This is a genomic window from Mycobacterium sp. GA-0227b, from assembly GCF_001499855.1.
Classification (GTDB): domain Bacteria; phylum Actinomycetota; class Actinomycetes; order Mycobacteriales; family Mycobacteriaceae; genus Mycobacterium.
Genome location: NZ_LQIK01000023.1, coordinates 87373 through 102447, shown reverse-complemented (window position 1 = coordinate 102447; position 15075 = coordinate 87373). Strand labels below are relative to the sequence as shown.

At 66.0% G+C, this 15075-nt stretch carries 19 protein-coding genes, 4 tRNA genes and 1 pseudogene; 7 read left to right on the top strand and 17 right to left on the bottom strand.

Annotation, left to right across the window (positions count from 1 at the left end):
* Positions 1-696 (top strand): hydrogen peroxide-dependent heme synthase, encoded by a 696-nt coding sequence (gene hemQ, locus AU185_RS13935; RefSeq protein WP_059099861.1) that lies wholly within the window; start codon positions 1-3, stop codon positions 694-696.
* Positions 697-735: 39 nt separating this feature from the next.
* Entirely contained in the window at positions 736-1047 is a 312-nt protein-coding gene (locus AU185_RS13930; protein WP_156425524.1) for a hypothetical protein, read from the top strand.
* A gap of 15 nt (positions 1048-1062) precedes the next feature.
* Here AU185_RS13930 and msrB read toward each other — a convergent pair whose 3' ends face one another.
* From msrB to AU185_RS13910, 4 genes are all read right to left on the bottom strand, one after another.
* A complete protein-coding gene (msrB, locus tag AU185_RS13925) occupies positions 1063-1476 on the bottom strand; it encodes a peptide-methionine (R)-S-oxide reductase MsrB (RefSeq protein WP_059099863.1) in 414 nt (137 codons plus the stop codon).
* 90 nt (positions 1477-1566) lie between these two features.
* Entirely contained in the window at positions 1567-2928 is a 1362-nt protein-coding gene (gene aftC / locus AU185_RS13920; RefSeq protein ID WP_156425523.1) for an arabinofuranan 3-O-arabinosyltransferase, read from the bottom strand.
* A 6-nt stretch (positions 2929-2934) separates the two neighbouring features.
* Positions 2935-4500 carry an alpha/beta hydrolase gene (locus AU185_RS13915; protein WP_059099864.1) on the bottom strand — a complete coding sequence of 522 codons (1566 nt, stop codon included), beginning with the start codon at positions 4498-4500 and terminating at the stop codon, positions 2935-2937.
* A gap of 36 nt (positions 4501-4536) precedes the next feature.
* Positions 4537-5319 (bottom strand): pyrimidine reductase family protein, encoded by a 783-nt coding sequence (locus tag AU185_RS13910; RefSeq protein ID WP_059100144.1) that lies wholly within the window; start codon positions 5317-5319, stop codon positions 4537-4539.
* A 34-nt stretch (positions 5320-5353) separates the two neighbouring features.
* On the opposite strand from AU185_RS13910, the gene zapE reads away from it, so the two are divergent.
* Positions 5354-6391, top strand: coding sequence for a cell division protein ZapE (gene zapE, locus AU185_RS13905; protein ID WP_059099865.1), 1038 nt, complete (start codon positions 5354-5356; stop codon positions 6389-6391).
* Between the two features lie 48 nt (positions 6392-6439).
* Here zapE and AU185_RS13900 read toward each other — a convergent pair whose 3' ends face one another.
* Genes AU185_RS13900 through AU185_RS13875 form a run of 6 tightly spaced genes read right to left on the bottom strand, consistent with a single transcriptional unit; the run spans position 6440 to position 9882 of the window.
* On the bottom strand, positions 6440-6973 hold the full coding sequence (locus AU185_RS13900) for a GNAT family N-acetyltransferase (RefSeq protein WP_059099866.1): 534 nt from the start codon (positions 6971-6973) through the stop codon (positions 6440-6442).
* 6 nt (positions 6974-6979) lie between these two features.
* Positions 6980-7471: a hypothetical protein gene (locus tag AU185_RS13895; RefSeq protein ID WP_059099867.1), complete on the bottom strand. Its 492-nt coding sequence runs from the start codon at positions 7469-7471 to the stop codon at positions 6980-6982.
* Between the two features lie 56 nt (positions 7472-7527).
* Complete coding sequence (locus AU185_RS13890) at positions 7528-8121, bottom strand: methylated-DNA--[protein]-cysteine S-methyltransferase (protein ID WP_059099868.1); 594 nt, start codon at positions 8119-8121, stop codon at positions 7528-7530.
* Positions 8118-8600, bottom strand: coding sequence for an RNA polymerase sigma factor (locus AU185_RS13885; protein ID WP_231740327.1), 483 nt, complete (start codon positions 8598-8600; stop codon positions 8118-8120). Before AU185_RS13885 ends, AU185_RS13890 begins: the two co-directional genes overlap by 4 nt.
* A gap of 35 nt (positions 8601-8635) precedes the next feature.
* A complete protein-coding gene (locus AU185_RS13880) occupies positions 8636-9361 on the bottom strand; it encodes a Clp protease N-terminal domain-containing protein (protein WP_059099870.1) in 726 nt (241 codons plus the stop codon).
* A 32-nt stretch (positions 9362-9393) separates the two neighbouring features.
* On the bottom strand, positions 9394-9882 hold the full coding sequence (locus AU185_RS13875; RefSeq protein WP_059099871.1) for an SRPBCC family protein: 489 nt from the start codon (positions 9880-9882) through the stop codon (positions 9394-9396).
* Between the two features lie 76 nt (positions 9883-9958).
* On the opposite strand from AU185_RS13875, the gene AU185_RS13870 reads away from it, so the two are divergent.
* Positions 9959-10312, top strand: coding sequence for a helix-turn-helix transcriptional regulator (locus tag AU185_RS13870; RefSeq protein WP_059099872.1), 354 nt, complete (start codon positions 9959-9961; stop codon positions 10310-10312).
* Between the two features lie 5 nt (positions 10313-10317).
* Here AU185_RS13870 and AU185_RS13865 read toward each other — a convergent pair whose 3' ends face one another.
* Entirely contained in the window at positions 10318-10737 is a 420-nt protein-coding gene (locus AU185_RS13865) for a hypothetical protein (protein ID WP_059099873.1), read from the bottom strand.
* Positions 10738-10869: 132 nt separating this feature from the next.
* Positions 10870-11040 (bottom strand): hypothetical protein, encoded by a 171-nt coding sequence (locus AU185_RS25165; RefSeq protein WP_156425522.1) that lies wholly within the window; start codon positions 11038-11040, stop codon positions 10870-10872.
* Positions 11041-11294: 254 nt separating this feature from the next.
* On the opposite strand from AU185_RS25165, the gene AU185_RS13860 reads away from it, so the two are divergent.
* Together AU185_RS13860 and AU185_RS13855 are read left to right on the top strand one after the other, a co-directional pair.
* Entirely contained in the window at positions 11295-11585 is a 291-nt protein-coding gene (locus AU185_RS13860; protein ID WP_231740328.1) for a hypothetical protein, read from the top strand.
* Positions 11586-11761: 176 nt separating this feature from the next.
* Positions 11762-12430: a hypothetical protein gene (locus AU185_RS13855; protein ID WP_059099875.1), complete on the top strand. Its 669-nt coding sequence runs from the start codon at positions 11762-11764 to the stop codon at positions 12428-12430.
* Positions 12431-13210: 780 nt separating this feature from the next.
* On the opposite strand, the pseudogene AU185_RS25635 reads toward AU185_RS13855, so the two are convergent.
* From AU185_RS25635 to AU185_RS13830, 5 genes and pseudogenes are all read right to left on the bottom strand, one after another.
* A pseudogene (locus tag AU185_RS25635) lies at positions 13211-13312 on the bottom strand (excalibur calcium-binding domain-containing protein); the annotation flags it as partial.
* Positions 13313-13401: 89 nt separating this feature from the next.
* Positions 13402-14073 (bottom strand): thermonuclease family protein, encoded by a 672-nt coding sequence (locus AU185_RS25900; protein ID WP_156425521.1) that lies wholly within the window; start codon positions 14071-14073, stop codon positions 13402-13404.
* A gap of 340 nt (positions 14074-14413) precedes the next feature.
* Positions 14414-14488 (bottom strand) — tRNA-Val (locus tag AU185_RS13840).
* Between the two features lie 13 nt (positions 14489-14501).
* Positions 14502-14572 (bottom strand) — tRNA-Cys (locus AU185_RS13835).
* A gap of 27 nt (positions 14573-14599) precedes the next feature.
* A tRNA-Gly gene (locus tag AU185_RS13830) sits at positions 14600-14672 on the bottom strand.
* Positions 14673-14950: 278 nt separating this feature from the next.
* On the opposite strand from AU185_RS13830, the gene AU185_RS13825 reads away from it, so the two are divergent.
* Positions 14951-15022: transfer RNA gene (locus AU185_RS13825), tRNA-Val, on the top strand.
* The last annotated feature ends 53 nt before the right edge of the window (positions 15023-15075 follow it).

Sequence of the window (15075 nt, the reverse complement as noted above, 5' to 3'; positions counted from 1 at the left end):
ATGGCCAAACTCGACTACGACACGCTCAACTCCACCATCCGCTACCTGATGTTTTCGGTGTTCTCGGTGCGGCCGGGCGAGCTGGGAGAGGAGCGCGCAGCGGTCGTCGACGAGACCGCGACGTTCCTCAAGCAGCAGGAGGAACGCGGCGTGGTGGTGCGCGGCCTGTATGACATCGCGGGCATGCGCGCCGACGCGGATTTCATGATGTGGACGCACGCGGACAACGTCGAGGCGCTTCAGGCCACCTACGCCGACTTCCGTCGCACCACGGCATTGGGGCGCGCGAGCCAACCGGTGTGGAGCAGCGTCGCGCTGCACCGCCCGGCGGAGTTCAACAAGAGCCACATCCCGGCGTTCCTGGCCGGCGAGGAGCCCGGCAACTACATCTGCGTCTACCCGTTCGTCCGGTCCTACGAGTGGTACCTGCTACCCGACGAGGAGCGGCGGCGGATGCTGTCGGAACACGGGATGGCTGCGCGCGGCTACAAGGAGGTCCGGGCGAACACGGTGCCGGCGTTCGCGCTCGGCGACTACGAGTGGATCCTGGCGTTCGAGGCGCCGGAACTGCATCGGATTGTCGACCTGATGCGTGACCTGCGCGCCACTGACGCGCGCCGGCATACCCGCGAGGAGACGCCGTTCTTCACCGGCCCGCGGATCAGCGCCGAGCAGTTGATCGAACGCCTGCCGTAAAAGGCCACACCGGCGGTTGCGCTCGTTCATCATTGGTCGATGAGGACGAAGGCACTGGTTGCCGCCACGATGTCAATTGCTGCGCTGGTGACAGCGCCCAGCAGCTTCGCGCAGCCACCGGACAGCGAGCGGTGCGCTCCGCGGTTCGGTCAGGTCATCGACATCACCGCCGGTGACATCGACTGCATCACCGCATCGGATTACGCCGTCCAGTACGACCTCAACGGCGACAAGTACCAGGTGATCGGCCCCTTCACCTGTTACTCCGGTAACGCGATGACCGCGCCGCTGCTGTTCCAGTGTGTCGCCGACACCGAGGACCGCGCCGAGTTCGCCGTCTACCCGGGGTAGGTCGTCGCTCGGCGGTCAGCTGTTCGGCACCAGCCGCAGCGAGATCGTGTTGATGCAGTAGCGCTGGTCGGTCGGCGTCGGATAGCCCTCTCCTTCGAAGACGTGGCCGAGGTGGCTGTGGCAGTTCGCGCAGAGCACCTCGACGCGGCGCATACCCAGCGAGTCGTCGGACCGCAGGATGACGGCGTCGGAGTCGGCGGGATCGAAGAACGACGGCCAGCCGCAGTGCGATTCGAACTTCTCGGTGCTGCGGAACAGCTCGGCACCGCAGGCGCGGCACTCGTAGATACCCTCGGTCTTGGTGTCGGTGTACTCGCCGGTGAAGGGGCGCTCGGTGCCGGCCTCGCGCAGCACGTGGAACTCTTCCGGGCTGAGCTTCTGGCGCCACTCGTCATCGGTCAGCTGCAGTTTGGGAGCCGGTGTGGTCATGCCTCCACGCTAGTCGCCATTCCCGAAATTGCAGCCAGGGTTGTAGCCACGCGACGGATCACGACCCTCAGTGCAATCTCGGGGCTGGCGTCAGCTGATCGGTGGTGCTGTGGGCTTCGCCGGCGCCGTCGATGCGACAGGCTCCGCGGGTGCAGAAGGTTCAGGCGCCGAACGCTTCTTCAACCACACCGGATCGATCCCGCCGTCGAGTCGGCCCTCGGCCTTGGCGTCCAGATAGCGGAAGTACAGCACCGAGAACACGACCACGAGCATCAGCCCCCAGCCGTAGGTGAACTTCATGTACTCGAGGAACCGGCCCGTCGTGGGCCAATGCCCGAGCAGCCAGCGGTCCGCGCTCATGAACCCGTAGATCGCCAGCCACGCCGGCCAGTTGCGCAGCACCGAGTTCGGCAGCACGACCGTCATCAGGAACGGGAACAACATCATGGAGTAGTAACCCTGGCCGAGCGACAGCACCAGGAACGACGCGATCAGCAGCACGCCCGAGGACGTCAGCATCCAGAACAGCGGATCGCGGGTGCGGTAGTACTTGTAGAGCAACCACAGCGTATAGGCCGCCAGGAGCGCAAATCCGATGCGCAGCAACAGGATCAGCCACATCGGCAGGCCGTAGTAGATGCCGTTGCCCGCGATGGAACTGTTGAAGTAGTCGCGGGTGGTCAGGATGTAGGGCAGCGTGCGGGTGACCCAGTTCATCGGATCGCTGATCAACGGCCAGGCGGCGGCGTTGAACACCAACGGTACCGCGACGGCGCCCACGAACGGTCGCCACTGGCGGTTCAGCAGCGGTAGCAACATCAGCGGCAGCAGAATGGGTTTGACCACCACGGTCAGGCCGATGGCGACACCGGCCCACCATTCGTGTTTCTTGTTTCCGTCGAGCAGCCAGCGGAAGAACAGCACCTCCAACAGCAGGATGCAGCCGTTGATGTTGCCGAAAACCAGTGTGTTGATGACACTTTCGGTGCTGAACATCGCCACCAGCAGCGCGGGCAGCGCCACCGAGCGGTAGGTGTAGCCGAACAGCCGGATCAGGAAGTACGCGGCGAGCACGATCGCCACCGTGTTGAAGAAGATGAACCAGTACCGCGACGCGTCGATGGGCAGATAGCCGAACGGCGCCATCAGCAGCGTGCCGCCCGGCGGGTACAGGTAGTGCGGGTCGACGTGGTCGAAGTGCTCGTTGTAGATGTCCCAGCCCATCTTGAAATTGACGACGGCCCGGTAGACGGGCCCGTAGTCGTCGGTGATGTAGCCGTTGGTCGCCAGCACGTAGCTGCGGTGAATGATGAACAGGATCGCCAGCGGCCACAGGATCAGCTTCAGCACATCTGCCACGCTCGGCGGGGAGGTGCGGGGCCGGAAGGCCGTCGCTAGTGAACTGGCCACAAGATCGCGCACGACCGCACGGTACCCGACCGCCGTCGACATCAGGCGTCAGGCAGGGCAGAACGTGTCGGTCTCGGGCAGCTTGCCGCTGTCCAGGTAGCCGATCACCGGTGGCAGCGCACACGGCGAGTAGATCGAGGCGCCGTGCCCGATGCCCTGCCACATCACCCGCTTGTTGGCCGACCCGGCGTTGATCACGGTGGCCGCCACCGCGGCGACCCCCTCGTTGCCGACGATCGGGTCGTTCTGGGTGCCGAGCAGCAGGACGGGGATGTCGAGGTTCTTCGGTTCCTGCGGCGTGGTCCCGCTGGGCCAGTGCAGGCAGTCGACCAGGTTCAGCGCACCGACGGCGCCGAACTGCGGGTACAGCTTGTCCCACGCCACGACCAGTTCCCGCACCCGGTTCGGGGTCGGCCGGTTCAGCGAGTCGCTGCAGCCGTTGACGAACTGACCGTCGCTGTTGCGCAGGGTTTCGGCCTGGGCGATCAGGTTGGTGAACGGGTTCGTGTCCCCAGACCGTGCGGCGGCCACCGCCGCGGCCAAGGCGTTGCCCGCCGCGATCCGGTCTCCACGCGGGTAGCCCAGGGCTGTCGAGATCGCGTTCGCGACGGTCGCGACCGCGGCGCCGTTGGGCCCACGACCTTGACGCGCCGCCGAGAGCAGTTCATCGACCGCGGCCTTCGGGTTGGGCGCCAGCGGGCAGTTCGTCGCTGCGCACTGCGCGGCCCACGCGTCCAGCGCGGCCTGTTCGCCTTTGACGCGCTGCTCCATCGCGGCTTCGGCGGCGATCCCGAGCGGCAACGGTGAGTCGAGCACCAGGCGCGCGACCTTGTTGGGGTGCGATCCGGCGTACGCCAACGCCACCTGCGCTCCGTTCCCGATACCCAGCAACGCGAGCGCGGGCACGTCCCAGGTGCTGCGCAGGCGCTCGATGTCCTCCGCGGCGTGCGAGTTGTCGTAGGCCGAGTCACCCGGGGCGATGGTGTCGGTGCAGCTTGTCGTCGCGGTCTGCACGATCGCGCCCAGGTTCTCGACCGGGTCGTCGCCGGCCTGGAACTGCGCCTGGTCGAGCATCTCCTGGCGGTCGAACAGGTCGCGGCAGTCCAGTGCGCTGGACATGCCCATGCCACGCCGGTCGACGGCCACGATCGGGCGGGTCTTGAGCATGTCGGCGCCGGCGCGCGACAACCACACCGGCAGCTGCGTCGACGACGGCAGGTCCGACCCGGTCGTCATGACCAGCGGGCCGGCGTCGGCTGGGGTTTGCGGACTGCGGGCGCGGACCACACCTATGCTGACCGAGCCCGACACGCCGTTGATCGGGTCGAGGTCGGCGTCGTACGTCGCGCAGTCCAGGGTCACCCCAGGAACGGCAGGCACCGCCGCGTCGCTGAACACTCGAGCCGTGCAGTCCCGCCACGCCAGCTTGTTCTTCGGCGCCTCGACGGCCGGTGGGCCCTGCTCCTGCTGGGTCGACGTCGGCTCGCCTTGCGGGCCCGCGCCGGAGTCGGTGGCGAAGCGGGGATTGGCGGCAAGGCCCGGCGAGCACGCCGCGACGACCGCCGCGACGGATGCCAGGCTCAGGAGCCGGACCAGCTGACCACGCCGATTCATGCCGACCACAGTACTGATGCGCGGTTCAGCCGCGGCTCACCCGAGCCGGACGTAGCGGGTGTACAGGTAGCCGTCGTCGTCGGTCAGCACATGCGCCGGCCGCATGCGCGTCAGCACCTCGCCGGATCCCGTCGCGATCCGCGGCGCCCTGCCGCCTACCAGCAACGGCGCCACGGTCAGGCACAGCTCGTCGAGCAGATCGTCCTCGATCAGCTCGCTCAGGAACAGCGGCCCACCCTCGGTGAGCACCCGGAACAAATTGCGCTCGGCCAGTGCCCGCAGCGCGGTGAAACCGTCGACTGCGTCAGGGCGCGAACCGGAGGCGTTGATCACCTCGGCGACCGCGCCGAGGCGGCTGTGGGTTTCGGCATAGGAGGTGGTGCACGTCAGGATCAGCGGCGGCACCTCGGTGCGGGTGAAAAACCGGGCGCCGGGGTCGAGGTTCCCGGATCGGGTGACGACGGCGATCGGCGGCACCTCGGCCTGGCCGCGGGCCTGCCGGTTGCGGCGCTGCGCGAGGGGCACCTGGGTGCCGGAGTAGTTCTCCGTGCGCACGGTGGAGGCGCCGACGAGGATCACGTCGGCGGCATAGCGCATCAGCTCGAAGACGCTGCGGTCGCCCGGCCCGCCGAGCCCAGCGGTCTTGCCGCCGGCGGTCGCGCCGCCGTCGATGCTGGCGATCATGTTGCCGCGCACCCAGCAGGTCTGCAGGTCGGCGGGATAGGCGTAGAAGTCGGCGAGCCGCCGGTCGGCGCTGTCGATCGGGGCGCCATCGGTCCCCAGCACGGTGAACTGCGCCGCAGCGGCGGTATCGGGCATGAACACGATTGCAGCACGTCGATAGGGTGCCTGCATGGACGGGTCCGGTGCGGTGCAACATCTGGTCGACCGCCACCCGGACGTCACACCGGACCGGTTGATCGCTCAACTGGTCCCGCCGCCCACGTTCTCCGACGTCAGCTTCGACACCTACCTCCCAGACCCCGCCGAGCCGTCGCAGGCCGCGGCGGTGCAGTCATGCGTGCGGTTCTGCAATCAGGCGGCGCAGCGACGGGCGGGCAAGAAGAAGTTGTTCGGCCGGCGTCAGGTGCTGCCCGGTGTCGGGCTGTATCTCGACGGCGGCTTCGGCGTCGGAAAGACGCACCTGCTGGCGTCGTCGTATTACCGGCTGCCGGGGCCGAAGGCGTTCGCGACCTTCGGCGAGTTGACACAGCTGGCAAGCGTTTTCGGGTTCGTCGAGTGCATCGACCTGCTGGCCGACTACGTCGTGGTGTGCATCGACGAGTTCGAACTCGACGATCCGGGCAACACGACGCTGATCTCGCGGCTGCTCTCACAACTCGTCGAACGCGGGGTGTCGGTGGCCGCGACGTCGAACACCCTGCCCGAGCAGCTGGGCGAGGGCCGCTTCGCCGCACAGGACTTCCTGCGCGAGATCAACACTCTGGCAGCGATTTTCGAGACGGTGCGCATCGACGGGCCGGACTACCGGCACCGCGATCTACCGCCCGCGCCGGAGCCGCTGAGCGACGCCGAGGTCAGCGAGCTTGCGGCGCAGTCAACCGGCGCGACGCTCGACGACTTCGATGCGCTGTGCGCGCATCTGGCCACCATGCACCCGTCGCGCTATCTGACGCTGATCGAGGGTGTCAGCGCGGTCTTCATCACCGGCGTGCACACGGTCGACGACCAGAATGTCGCGCTGCGTCTGGTGTCGCTGACCGACCGGCTGTACGACGCCGGGATACCGGTGGTGGCGTCGGGCGCCAAGCTCGACACCCTCTTCAGCGAGGACATGCTGGCGGGCGGTTTCCGCAAGAAGTACCTGCGCGCGATCTCGCGCTTGCTCGCGCTGTCGAGGGAGGGCACTTCCCTCGGCGAGCAGACGTGAAATGCCCGGAAAACGCCAGTTTTTCGGGCGCTTAGCGTCTGCTCGCGCTCAGATGGCCCGCACCATCACGTAGTCGTTCTCGATGCCGCCGCCCAACCGAAAGGTCTTCGTGCCGGCGACCGCGAACCCGTGCTTGGCGTAGAACCGCTGCGCACGGTGGTTCTCCTGGTTGACGCCGAGCCAGACCACCTTGGCGCCGAGACCCTCCGCCTCCCACAGCGCCGCGGACATCAGCGCAGCCGCCACGCCGGCGCCGTGGCGTTCGGGCAGCACATAGACCTTCGACACCTCGACGGCCGGTCGCAGTTCGACGGCGCGCTGCACATCGGGGTCGTCGGGCACGCCGCGAATCAGCAGCGCGTAACCGGTGATTGCCCCATCGGAAGCACGAGCGACGAGCACCGCCCGGTCGGGGTCGGCGAGGTAGTCGCGGAAGCGCGCCTCGGACAGGTTTTCGTCGATGAACGCCGCGATGTTGTCCGGTGTCGCCCCCGCCGGACAGGCGAGCGGGAAGGTGCGGGCCGCGACGTCGGCGACTTCGGCCAAGTCGGAATCGACGGCCGTCGCGACGTCAATGTCCAACGGCGACTACACGTTCCATTGAGCCAGGTGCTCGCCGGTGACCCGGTCGAGCAGCACCACGTTGGACACCAGGTCGCGGTAGCAGTCCCAGAACACCGCACCGCTGACCGTCGACCCCGCGGGCGCATTGCTGAGCGCGGGCTGCAGGGCGTCGGGAGCGTCGGTGTTGCGCGGCTCGTAGCTGTCGCCGGTCGCCGTGACGCCGCGGAAGCTGTAGGTGATCGACTGCGCATACGGCGTCGGCACCTGGATCGAATGCACGGATACCCAGGCGCGCCACACCTGGTGGCGCGGCGGCCGCGGGGGATAGCCGAAGCCGGGCGGGACAGGGGACGGGTCCACGCTGTGCACGGTGATGTCGGCGACCAGGCCCTTGAACTTGACCTGCAACGTGTCGCCGAGCCTGCCGATCGGAGCGGTGACCGCCGACGCAGGCGCAGCGACTATCCCGGCGACAGTCGCCATGACGGCGACGAGGAGCACGAACCAGCGACGCATCCCCGCATGATCGCACACACTGAAACGTGTTACAGCTGCTTCCGCGTCAGGCACGCTCAGGCGGCTTCGAGATCCAGCAGTGCCGACTTGGCCGCCGGACCACCGACGTACTGCCCGGTCGATCCGTCCGACCGCACGACGCGGTGGCACGGGATCACCACCGGCAGCGGGTTGTGCGCGCATGCGGTCCCGACGGCGCGCACGGCGCGCGGATTCCCGACGGCGGCGGCAACGGTCGCGTAGCTTTCGCGCCGGCCGTAGCCGATGTCGCGCAGGTGCTCGATCACGCTGCGCCGGAAGCCCCCGGTGAGTCGCAGGTCGACCGGCACCTCGAACACCGTGCGGCGTTTGGCGAAGTACTCGTCGAGTTGGCGTGCGACGAGGTCCAGTCGGGCCGGCGCGTGCAGGATGCGGGGGCTGACGACCTCCGCCAGCCGGTTAAGTGCGCTGTCGTGGCCCTCGATGTCGAAGGCGACGCGTACCAACCCGGCGGTGGTGGCGGCCAGTAGCAGAGGACCGACGGGACTTTCGATCGTGCGGTAGGCGATGTCGAGCATGCCGTCGTCATCGGCGGCGCGTTCCAGTCGTCGGTGCAGCCGGTCGAGCGTCTCCTGATCGGGGTGTAGAGCGTCAAACACGTTGGCAGTCATGATATTTGGTCCTCACGGTAGATTTTGCGCAGGGTCTTGATGCCGTCGGCGGAAGCGCGGCGTGCGGCGTCGGGGGTGTTGCCGAGCAGGTCGGCGATCTCGGCGAACGGCAGGCCGGCGATGTGGTGGTAGGCGACGGCCTGTCGCTGCTTGGCGGGCAGGCGTGCCAGGGCATCCCAGAGGTCGTGGTCGCGGGCCGCTGGATCCGCGCGCGGTGACGCCAGATCCGGCATCGGGTCGGTGGGCGTCGGCCGGCGCGTGCGGGCACGGCCGACGTCGAGGGCGCGGCGGTGGGCGATGGTGACGAGCCAAGCCTCGACGTTCGCGTCCGCGGGCAACTGAGGGTAGGCGCGCAATGCGGACAGGAACGTCTCGGACCAGGCGTCCTCGGCGTCGACGGGGCCGACGACCGCGCGGCAGACCCGCAGCACGGTCGGTCCGTGCTGGGCCACCACCTCTTCGAACGGTCGCACTCTCACATCATGAAGACGTCGCGGCGTCGCCAGGTGTGAGATCAGTCCTTGGTGAAGGCTTCCAGCGCGGCGACGAGTTCGCTTTCGAAGCGGTCCTTGTCGACGCCGACGCGGTGCAGGGGACCGTCGTCGTCCTCGGCTTCCCACAGCGCGAGCAGGATGTGCTCGGTCCCGATGTAGTTGTGCCCCAACCGAAGTGCCTGACGGAACGTCAGCTCGAGCGCCTTCTTCGCGGCGGCGTTGAACGGGATGAGCGTGGGAAGCTCATCTGCGGTCCGCTCCGGCAGCGACACCACCTTCGTCACCGCATCGACGTCGACGCCCTGTGCGGCCAGCAACTTGGCGGCCAGGCCGTTGGGGTCCTTGAACAACGCCAAGAGCAGGTGATCGGAGCCGATCTCTGGGTTGCCGGCAGCATGGGCCAGGTTCTGCGCCTCCACGACGACGTTGCGAGCGCGGGGCGTGAACCGGCTGAACCCGGCGTTCGGGTCGAGCACGTCGGCATCGGTCGGCGTCTTGGGAACGAAGCGCTTCTGGGCGGCCTGCTTGGTGACGCCCATGCATTTGCCGATCTCCGTCCACGACGCCCCGGACCGGCGGGCCTGGTCGACGAAGTGGCCGATTAGGTGATCGGCGATCTCGCCGAGGGCTTCGGCGGCCAACACCGCGTCGGTGAGCTGGTCGAGCGGCTCGGAGTGCACATTTTTGATGACGACGATGAGGTCGTCGAGCCGTACCGGGTTGGTGATCTTCGCGTTCTCCGTCATGCGTCAACCTTAAGTTGACGACAGTGCCTGCGTCAACCGCTGGTTGACGATCGCGGATACCCGCGCTTGACGGTGCGGTCGAGGATGCCCAGCGTCGCCCGCAACGCACTTTCGGAGACGACGGGGAAGATGCCCGCGTCCCGCCAGTGCTGGTCGATGTCGGACCAGTCGTAGAACGACGTCACCAGCGTGCCGTCGGCGGCGGGTTGCAGGCGATAGCCGTAGACGTGACCGATCTGCGGGCGGATTCGGCCGAGAATGGTCCACGAGATCAGGGCGTCCTGCTCGAAGTCGCGGATCGACACGGTGACGTCGTATTTGCTCATCGGAAAGTCGTTGAGCGCTTCGCGGTCCATGTGTACGACGAAGGTGTCGCCGGCTGCGCGGACCCGATCGCCCTCGGCGTCCTGCAGCATTCCGGTCGCATCGATTGCGACGTGCCCCTGAGGGTCGGTCAGCACGGCGAATATGTCGGACGCGGGTGCGTCGATGGTGCGTTGTACTTCGATTCGGTCGGCCATTGGCAAATCATGCCAAGGTGGCAGAACTTAGGGGGAGTCGTTTTGGCCGATGCGGCCGGGGTATCCGGAAGTTGCTATGCGCAACCACATTGACCCGGCCCGCGTACAGTCTGCCGTCTTGCGTCGCGCGATCACGTTCATCAACGAGAACGCGCACAGGGAAATAACACTCAGCGATATTGCCGCCGCCGTCAACGTGACGCCGCGTTCGGTACAGTACGCGTTTCGGCGACACCTCGGCATGACTCCGTTGGAGTATCTCCGGCGGGTGCGCCTCGATCGCGCGCACCGTGAACTGCAAACTGCGGACCCGCGCAGGGACACCGTGATGGCGATCGCGGGCCGGTGGGGATTCAGTCACGCCGGCCGATTCAGCAGCGTCTACAAGCGGACCTTCGGGACCGCGCCGAGCGAGACGCTACGCACCTGAAGGGCTTATCTCGGGAAGAAGCCTTCGCGGGTGAAGAAGCCGGGCTGCCAGCCTCGCGCTCCGAGGCACAGCATCGGCCGCCCGTCGGGCGCCTGGGCGGCGGCTTGTGGCTTGGGGCAGGGCGATCCGACTTCCTGCACGCCGTACAGCTCGTAGGCGGTGACCCAGAAGCCGGTGTAGACCGGCGGCCACTGGTTTTCGATCCAGCGGCACTGCAAGACTTCGCCGCCGGGACCGCGGCCGAACGTGAAGCGCTCCATGTTGGTGCACGGGGCGGTGAGGTGCGCGTCGTAGTTCATGCCCGGTACATCGCTGGCGTAGCGACCGGGCGTGTCGGGGTAGTCCCTGTCGTCAGCGGAGGCGAACGGGGCCGCGCAGACGGCGGCGCAGGCGATCGCAGCGGCGGCGAATAGTTGGCGAATCATGTCCCACCCTTTGGGTCGTCATGACCGGTCGGTCTGCAGCAAAGCGTAGTAGGTGGGAGCCGACCGCCGAGCGTTTTCCCGACACGCGGGCACCGACGGACCTGAGCCCGCCGGTAGTCCCAGGCACTGAGGTCATGTACGCCGATCGTGAAAGACGCGCAGGATGTGGCCGCCCGGGTAGTGCTCACGATGCGTCTCTGCAGCGTCGGCGCAGCTGCCCGCGATAACGACACGGGAGGTTCGGACTCCGCCGGCGCGGCTGATGACGGTGTAGTGATCGTCCATCAGATTGGTGGTGGTCATCGGAAATCTTTTTCTGTGTTTGGGGATGGCGGATACGGGCATGAAGGTATTGACGTTTCGGGCTTGGACGCGTCGTCTGATCGGCCGTTCTTCCGGAGGACATCGACTCCACCGATCGGGGGAAATGTCGCTTCGGAAGTTCTATGCGAGGCTGATAGGGATGTCATTGAACTTGCTCGATGCGAATGAGACGATCAGCGCAGTAACGACTTTCGACTCGACGGATAGAGCGGCAATTGATTGCAATCGCGGTGGTGCTGCTGGTCCTGGCGGCTGTCATGATCGTGTTCGGCCTGGTGCTTTACGGCAACGGCGTCGGCGAAGTCCCCGATGAACCCGGCCGCGAGCCGGCAGCCACCGGGCGCGGCCTGACGAGCATCTCGTGGAAAGACCTCTTTGCCCGGATGAAGACGTCGATCAAAGACATGCTCAACGACGAGGCAAGCCGCGTGCAGCAGTTGACGGCCACGGGCGCGTTTTTCGTCATGGTCGGGCTCATCGTCGTCGTGCTCGCGCTGCTGGCGATCATCGCTGCCATGGTGTGACGACAGACAGCTCCTAGGACTCTTGCATTCGGAAAGTTCCGGTGTGAAGTAGCTATTGGCGGAAGCGTCAAAACTGCATGCGCTTGGGCGCAGTCATGCAGACTGAATCACGGGCAAATGACGACAGCGTGCGAATACGGGGGAGTCGTGTCTGCCTAGCGAGGAGTTGCGACCCGATGAGTTTGGCAACTATGGTCTCGACCACCTTGGTGCCTTTCGCATCCGTCGTATCCACTGCGGCCGTAGCGATTTGGACGAAACGCATCGACGCGAAGACCAAGAAAGAAGAACGAGACCACGCACTGGTCTTGGACTACGAGAAGCGGGCGGGGGAAGACAAGAAGGCCGCATTGAAGCGCCTCATTTCAGCGACCCTCCACCTCAAGCGCGGGGCAGAACAACTCGCCGGATCCGAAGCGACCGAACAAAGCCTCAGCCAGAGGCGGGCGGAAGCCATCAGGCAGCTCTATGAATTCCGTGTTCGGCTGGGTCTCGACGACGGAATCGCCGAGTTGATGATGTATGCCGCCGAACCGGTTCGCGACCTCACCGAAGTGGTGCTTGACGAATGGGACCGCCAGTTCCGTGAGCACGGCTACTCGCTGGCGCAGCTGGATGCGTGCAAGAGACGACTGGTCCAGACGGCGGGCGACGTCCCACCAACCGATGAACAGGCGATCTTCGCGGAGCGCAAGTGGACCGAGCTGAAAGATGAAGAAGGAGAGTGGCTCAAGCGACTGGGCGATGAGGCGGATATCGACGTCGAGGCGCTGGTGGAGCTGTGCAAGACCATTCTCAAAGCCGCGCACAAGGATCTTCGCGGTGGCTACGGCGTAGAGGCCTGACTGACGCCAGACTTCCGCAACTGATTTGTTTGGCAGGGGTGACGCCTATAGATAGCCGGCTGCGGTCACCCGCTCAGGGTTTATCGTCCGCGGCGCCGGTCGACCCGCCTACTCCTGGCGCCGGATTGGGGACCCGCTTTCCGCAGTCCTGGCACGTCCCCCAATTCGATGTGCCAGCGTCGATTTGGGCGTCCTGCATTGCGCCCGACCCCTTGACGCTGACGCGCGAGTGGGTGCAGTTCTCGGGATCGTTCGGGTACTGAACGGAATCGTCTTGAGCGTCATTGACCATAGGTTGCAGTATCCACCGGGCAAACAGTCAGCGTCTGCAATTCAGCAATGGCATGGACGGCAATGTCGCTTCAAAATGCGGACTGCAACGGGACCGCGGTGCGCAGCATTACCAGTCGCGGGCGTTGTTGATCATCCGACGTGTCGACCGCGCCCGCCCCCTCAGGAAGCGGCGATGGTGCAGTTAACGTCTCTGCCGTCACCCGCATCAGCGTCGCTTCGGATCAGGATCGCCTTGTCGGAGTCGCGCATGACCGAGCAGGCGACGCCATTCGCCGCGCCGATGATCGGATCGGCGCCGATCAACTGACCTGGGGCAGCTGTGTGGAAAATCAGCTTCACTTCTCCGGGTTCGTGGCAAATATTTTGCCGAATCATCTGGTTGTTGTTCGGCCAGATCACATCGATGCATGGCGCTCCGTCCCAGGCGATGAGAGTCGTATATGTGTTGGCGGACGGTCTAAGTGGGCTAGCAGAGCCGTTGCCTTGTTCGCATGCCACGCCGTCTCCGTCGCGATCAAGTTCCGCACTGTAACCGGGTTGGCCGGCGAAGACGGGCGCCGCGCCTGCCGCCTCAGCTTGATCGCAGTTGCTGAAGGGCAACGCCACGGCCGTAGGGCTGAACATAAGGGGCATTGCCACCGTAGTGGCTCCAATGATCTGAAAAGTTCGCCGCAGCATCACGTTTCGCATGCGGACCCGTCCCGATCGCCGTCGAGGCCGGCGCGATACCCGGGCTCGCCGGCTCGCAGAGGTGCGGCGCCGGCTGCGCGCGCTGCGTCGCAGTCGTCGTAGTAGACGCTCGAGGACGGCGGCGGGATGTCAGCGGCTGGCAGAGCCTGCGGTGGAGGCGGAGCTCCTGTATCTGCGGCGGTCGATGCCGTGTCACCGTTGCATGGCGGGCCCCACAGTCCACGCGGAGCGTTTCTGGCTTCTTGCTCAGCGGCTTCTATTTCGTCGTAGAGGCTGACCGGGTTACCGCCGTAGATGTACGACCGGGCCGCACCCGCGCGGGCTGTTTCGACCGAGTAGTTCCAGCCGTCGGCTCGCACAAGGTACGCGAGGGTGCGGCCGTAGCGGTCGGTTCGATCTTGTGTCGGGTCGATGACGACCGCAACTCTGCTCCCGAGGAGGTTCGACGTGGCGAACTCAGTCGCCTCGGGTCCCCAACACTCGACGGGAGAGCCAGGCTTCTTTGTCTCGGGGGTGTCGATGCCGAGGACCCGCACGCGCAAGTGACCGCGGTTGTCATCGCGAATGTCGATGGTGTCGCCATCGACCACCTCGAGGACCGTCGCCGTGGCGGCGACCGGTTCAGCGGCCGCCGACGGTGCCAGGGGAACGGCTGCCATCAGGCCGGAGGTTGCAGCGCAGACGCGCCACGCTGCAGAAGCTGCGAACCTCACGTGTTCGGTTCGGTCGCGATTCCGTCGCGGTCGCGGTCCAGGCCGGAATCGTAGGGAGCGGAGCCTATCGCTGGCGCGAACCCTGAGCCAGCTACGGCCAAGGCGACAGCACAAACCACGACTCGAAGCATGTGTTCCCCCACATGAATAACGATCTTGGTGAAATTAGCCCCCCGGCCTGAAAGGCACTCTAGCTAACATGTTATCTGGGACACAAGTCCCAGGCCTGGGAATCGTACGCCGGCAGGTTGGGGCCTCAGAACCAGTCGTTGAAGTGCGGCGGTACTGGTGCGCGATACTGGGATTGAACCAGTGACCTCTTCCGTGTCAGGGAAGCGCTCTCCCGCTGAGCTAATCGCGCCAGATCATCGTTGAGGTGGAGACGGGAATCGAACCCGTGTGCACGGCTTTGCAGGCCGTTGCCTCACCACTCGGCCACTCCACCGCTGGGGTTGATGCCACTGCACCTTCGAGCGGATGACGGGATTCGAACCCGCGACCCTCACCTTGGCAAGGTGATGCGCTACCAACTGCGCTACATCCGCGCGCCACGAACGACATCGTCGCCCGTCGCGAAGCACGACGATAGTCCACCAAAGTGTAGCTGCACAAATCTCCGCGTTTGCCGGTGCGTCTCCGCCCGTTTGCATTTCAAACCAGCTGGTAGCACTCGCAGGAGACGCAGAAACCGCGGGCCGAGCCGGCCGCGCGGCACGTGTCGGAATCCGCAGCCGTGGACGCTGCTGAAACCTCGGGCGGATTCGGGTCGTGACGCCTTACCGTGCTAGTCTTCGACGTCGTTCGGCCATTCGGTCGACTCTCCGGTCTCGTAGCTCAGTGGGAGAGCGTCCGCCTCACACGCGGAAGGTCGCTGGTTCGAACCCAGCCGGGACCACTCCGCCACAGCCTTCGGCACTCACCGCGCGCCTCCCTAGACTCGGGACCATG

Coding starts and splice junctions, on each gene's coding strand:
- hemQ (WP_059099861.1), top strand. CDS start 1: ATGGCCAAACTCGACTACGACACGCTCAACTCCACCATCCGCTACCTG.
- AU185_RS13930 (WP_156425524.1), top strand. CDS start 736: ATGAGGACGAAGGCACTGGTTGCCGCCACGATGTCAATTGCTGCGCTG.
- msrB (WP_059099863.1), bottom strand. CDS start 1,476: ATGACCACACCGGCTCCCAAACTGCAGCTGACCGATGACGAGTGGCGC.
- aftC (WP_156425523.1), bottom strand. CDS start 2,928: ATGTCGACGGCGGTCGGGTACCGTGCGGTCGTGCGCGATCTTGTGGCC.
- AU185_RS13915 (WP_059099864.1), bottom strand. CDS start 4,500: ATGAATCGGCGTGGTCAGCTGGTCCGGCTCCTGAGCCTGGCATCCGTC.
- AU185_RS13910 (WP_059100144.1), bottom strand. CDS start 5,319: ATGCCCGATACCGCCGCTGCGGCGCAGTTCACCGTGCTGGGGACCGAT.
- zapE (WP_059099865.1), top strand. CDS start 5,354: ATGGACGGGTCCGGTGCGGTGCAACATCTGGTCGACCGCCACCCGGAC.
- AU185_RS13895 (WP_059099867.1), bottom strand. CDS start 7,471: ATGCGTCGCTGGTTCGTGCTCCTCGTCGCCGTCATGGCGACTGTCGCC.
- AU185_RS13890 (WP_059099868.1), bottom strand. CDS start 8,121: ATGACTGCCAACGTGTTTGACGCTCTACACCCCGATCAGGAGACGCTC.
- AU185_RS13880 (WP_059099870.1), bottom strand. CDS start 9,361: ATGACGGAGAACGCGAAGATCACCAACCCGGTACGGCTCGACGACCTC.
- AU185_RS13875 (WP_059099871.1), bottom strand. CDS start 9,882: ATGGCCGACCGAATCGAAGTACAACGCACCATCGACGCACCCGCGTCC.
- AU185_RS13870 (WP_059099872.1), top strand. CDS start 9,959: ATGCGCAACCACATTGACCCGGCCCGCGTACAGTCTGCCGTCTTGCGT.
- AU185_RS13865 (WP_059099873.1), bottom strand. CDS start 10,737: ATGATTCGCCAACTATTCGCCGCCGCTGCGATCGCCTGCGCCGCCGTC.
- AU185_RS25165 (WP_156425522.1), bottom strand. CDS start 11,040: ATGACCACCACCAATCTGATGGACGATCACTACACCGTCATCAGCCGC.
- AU185_RS13855 (WP_059099875.1), top strand. CDS start 11,762: ATGAGTTTGGCAACTATGGTCTCGACCACCTTGGTGCCTTTCGCATCC.
- AU185_RS25900 (WP_156425521.1), bottom strand. CDS start 14,073: ATGGCAGCCGTTCCCCTGGCACCGTCGGCGGCCGCTGAACCGGTCGCC.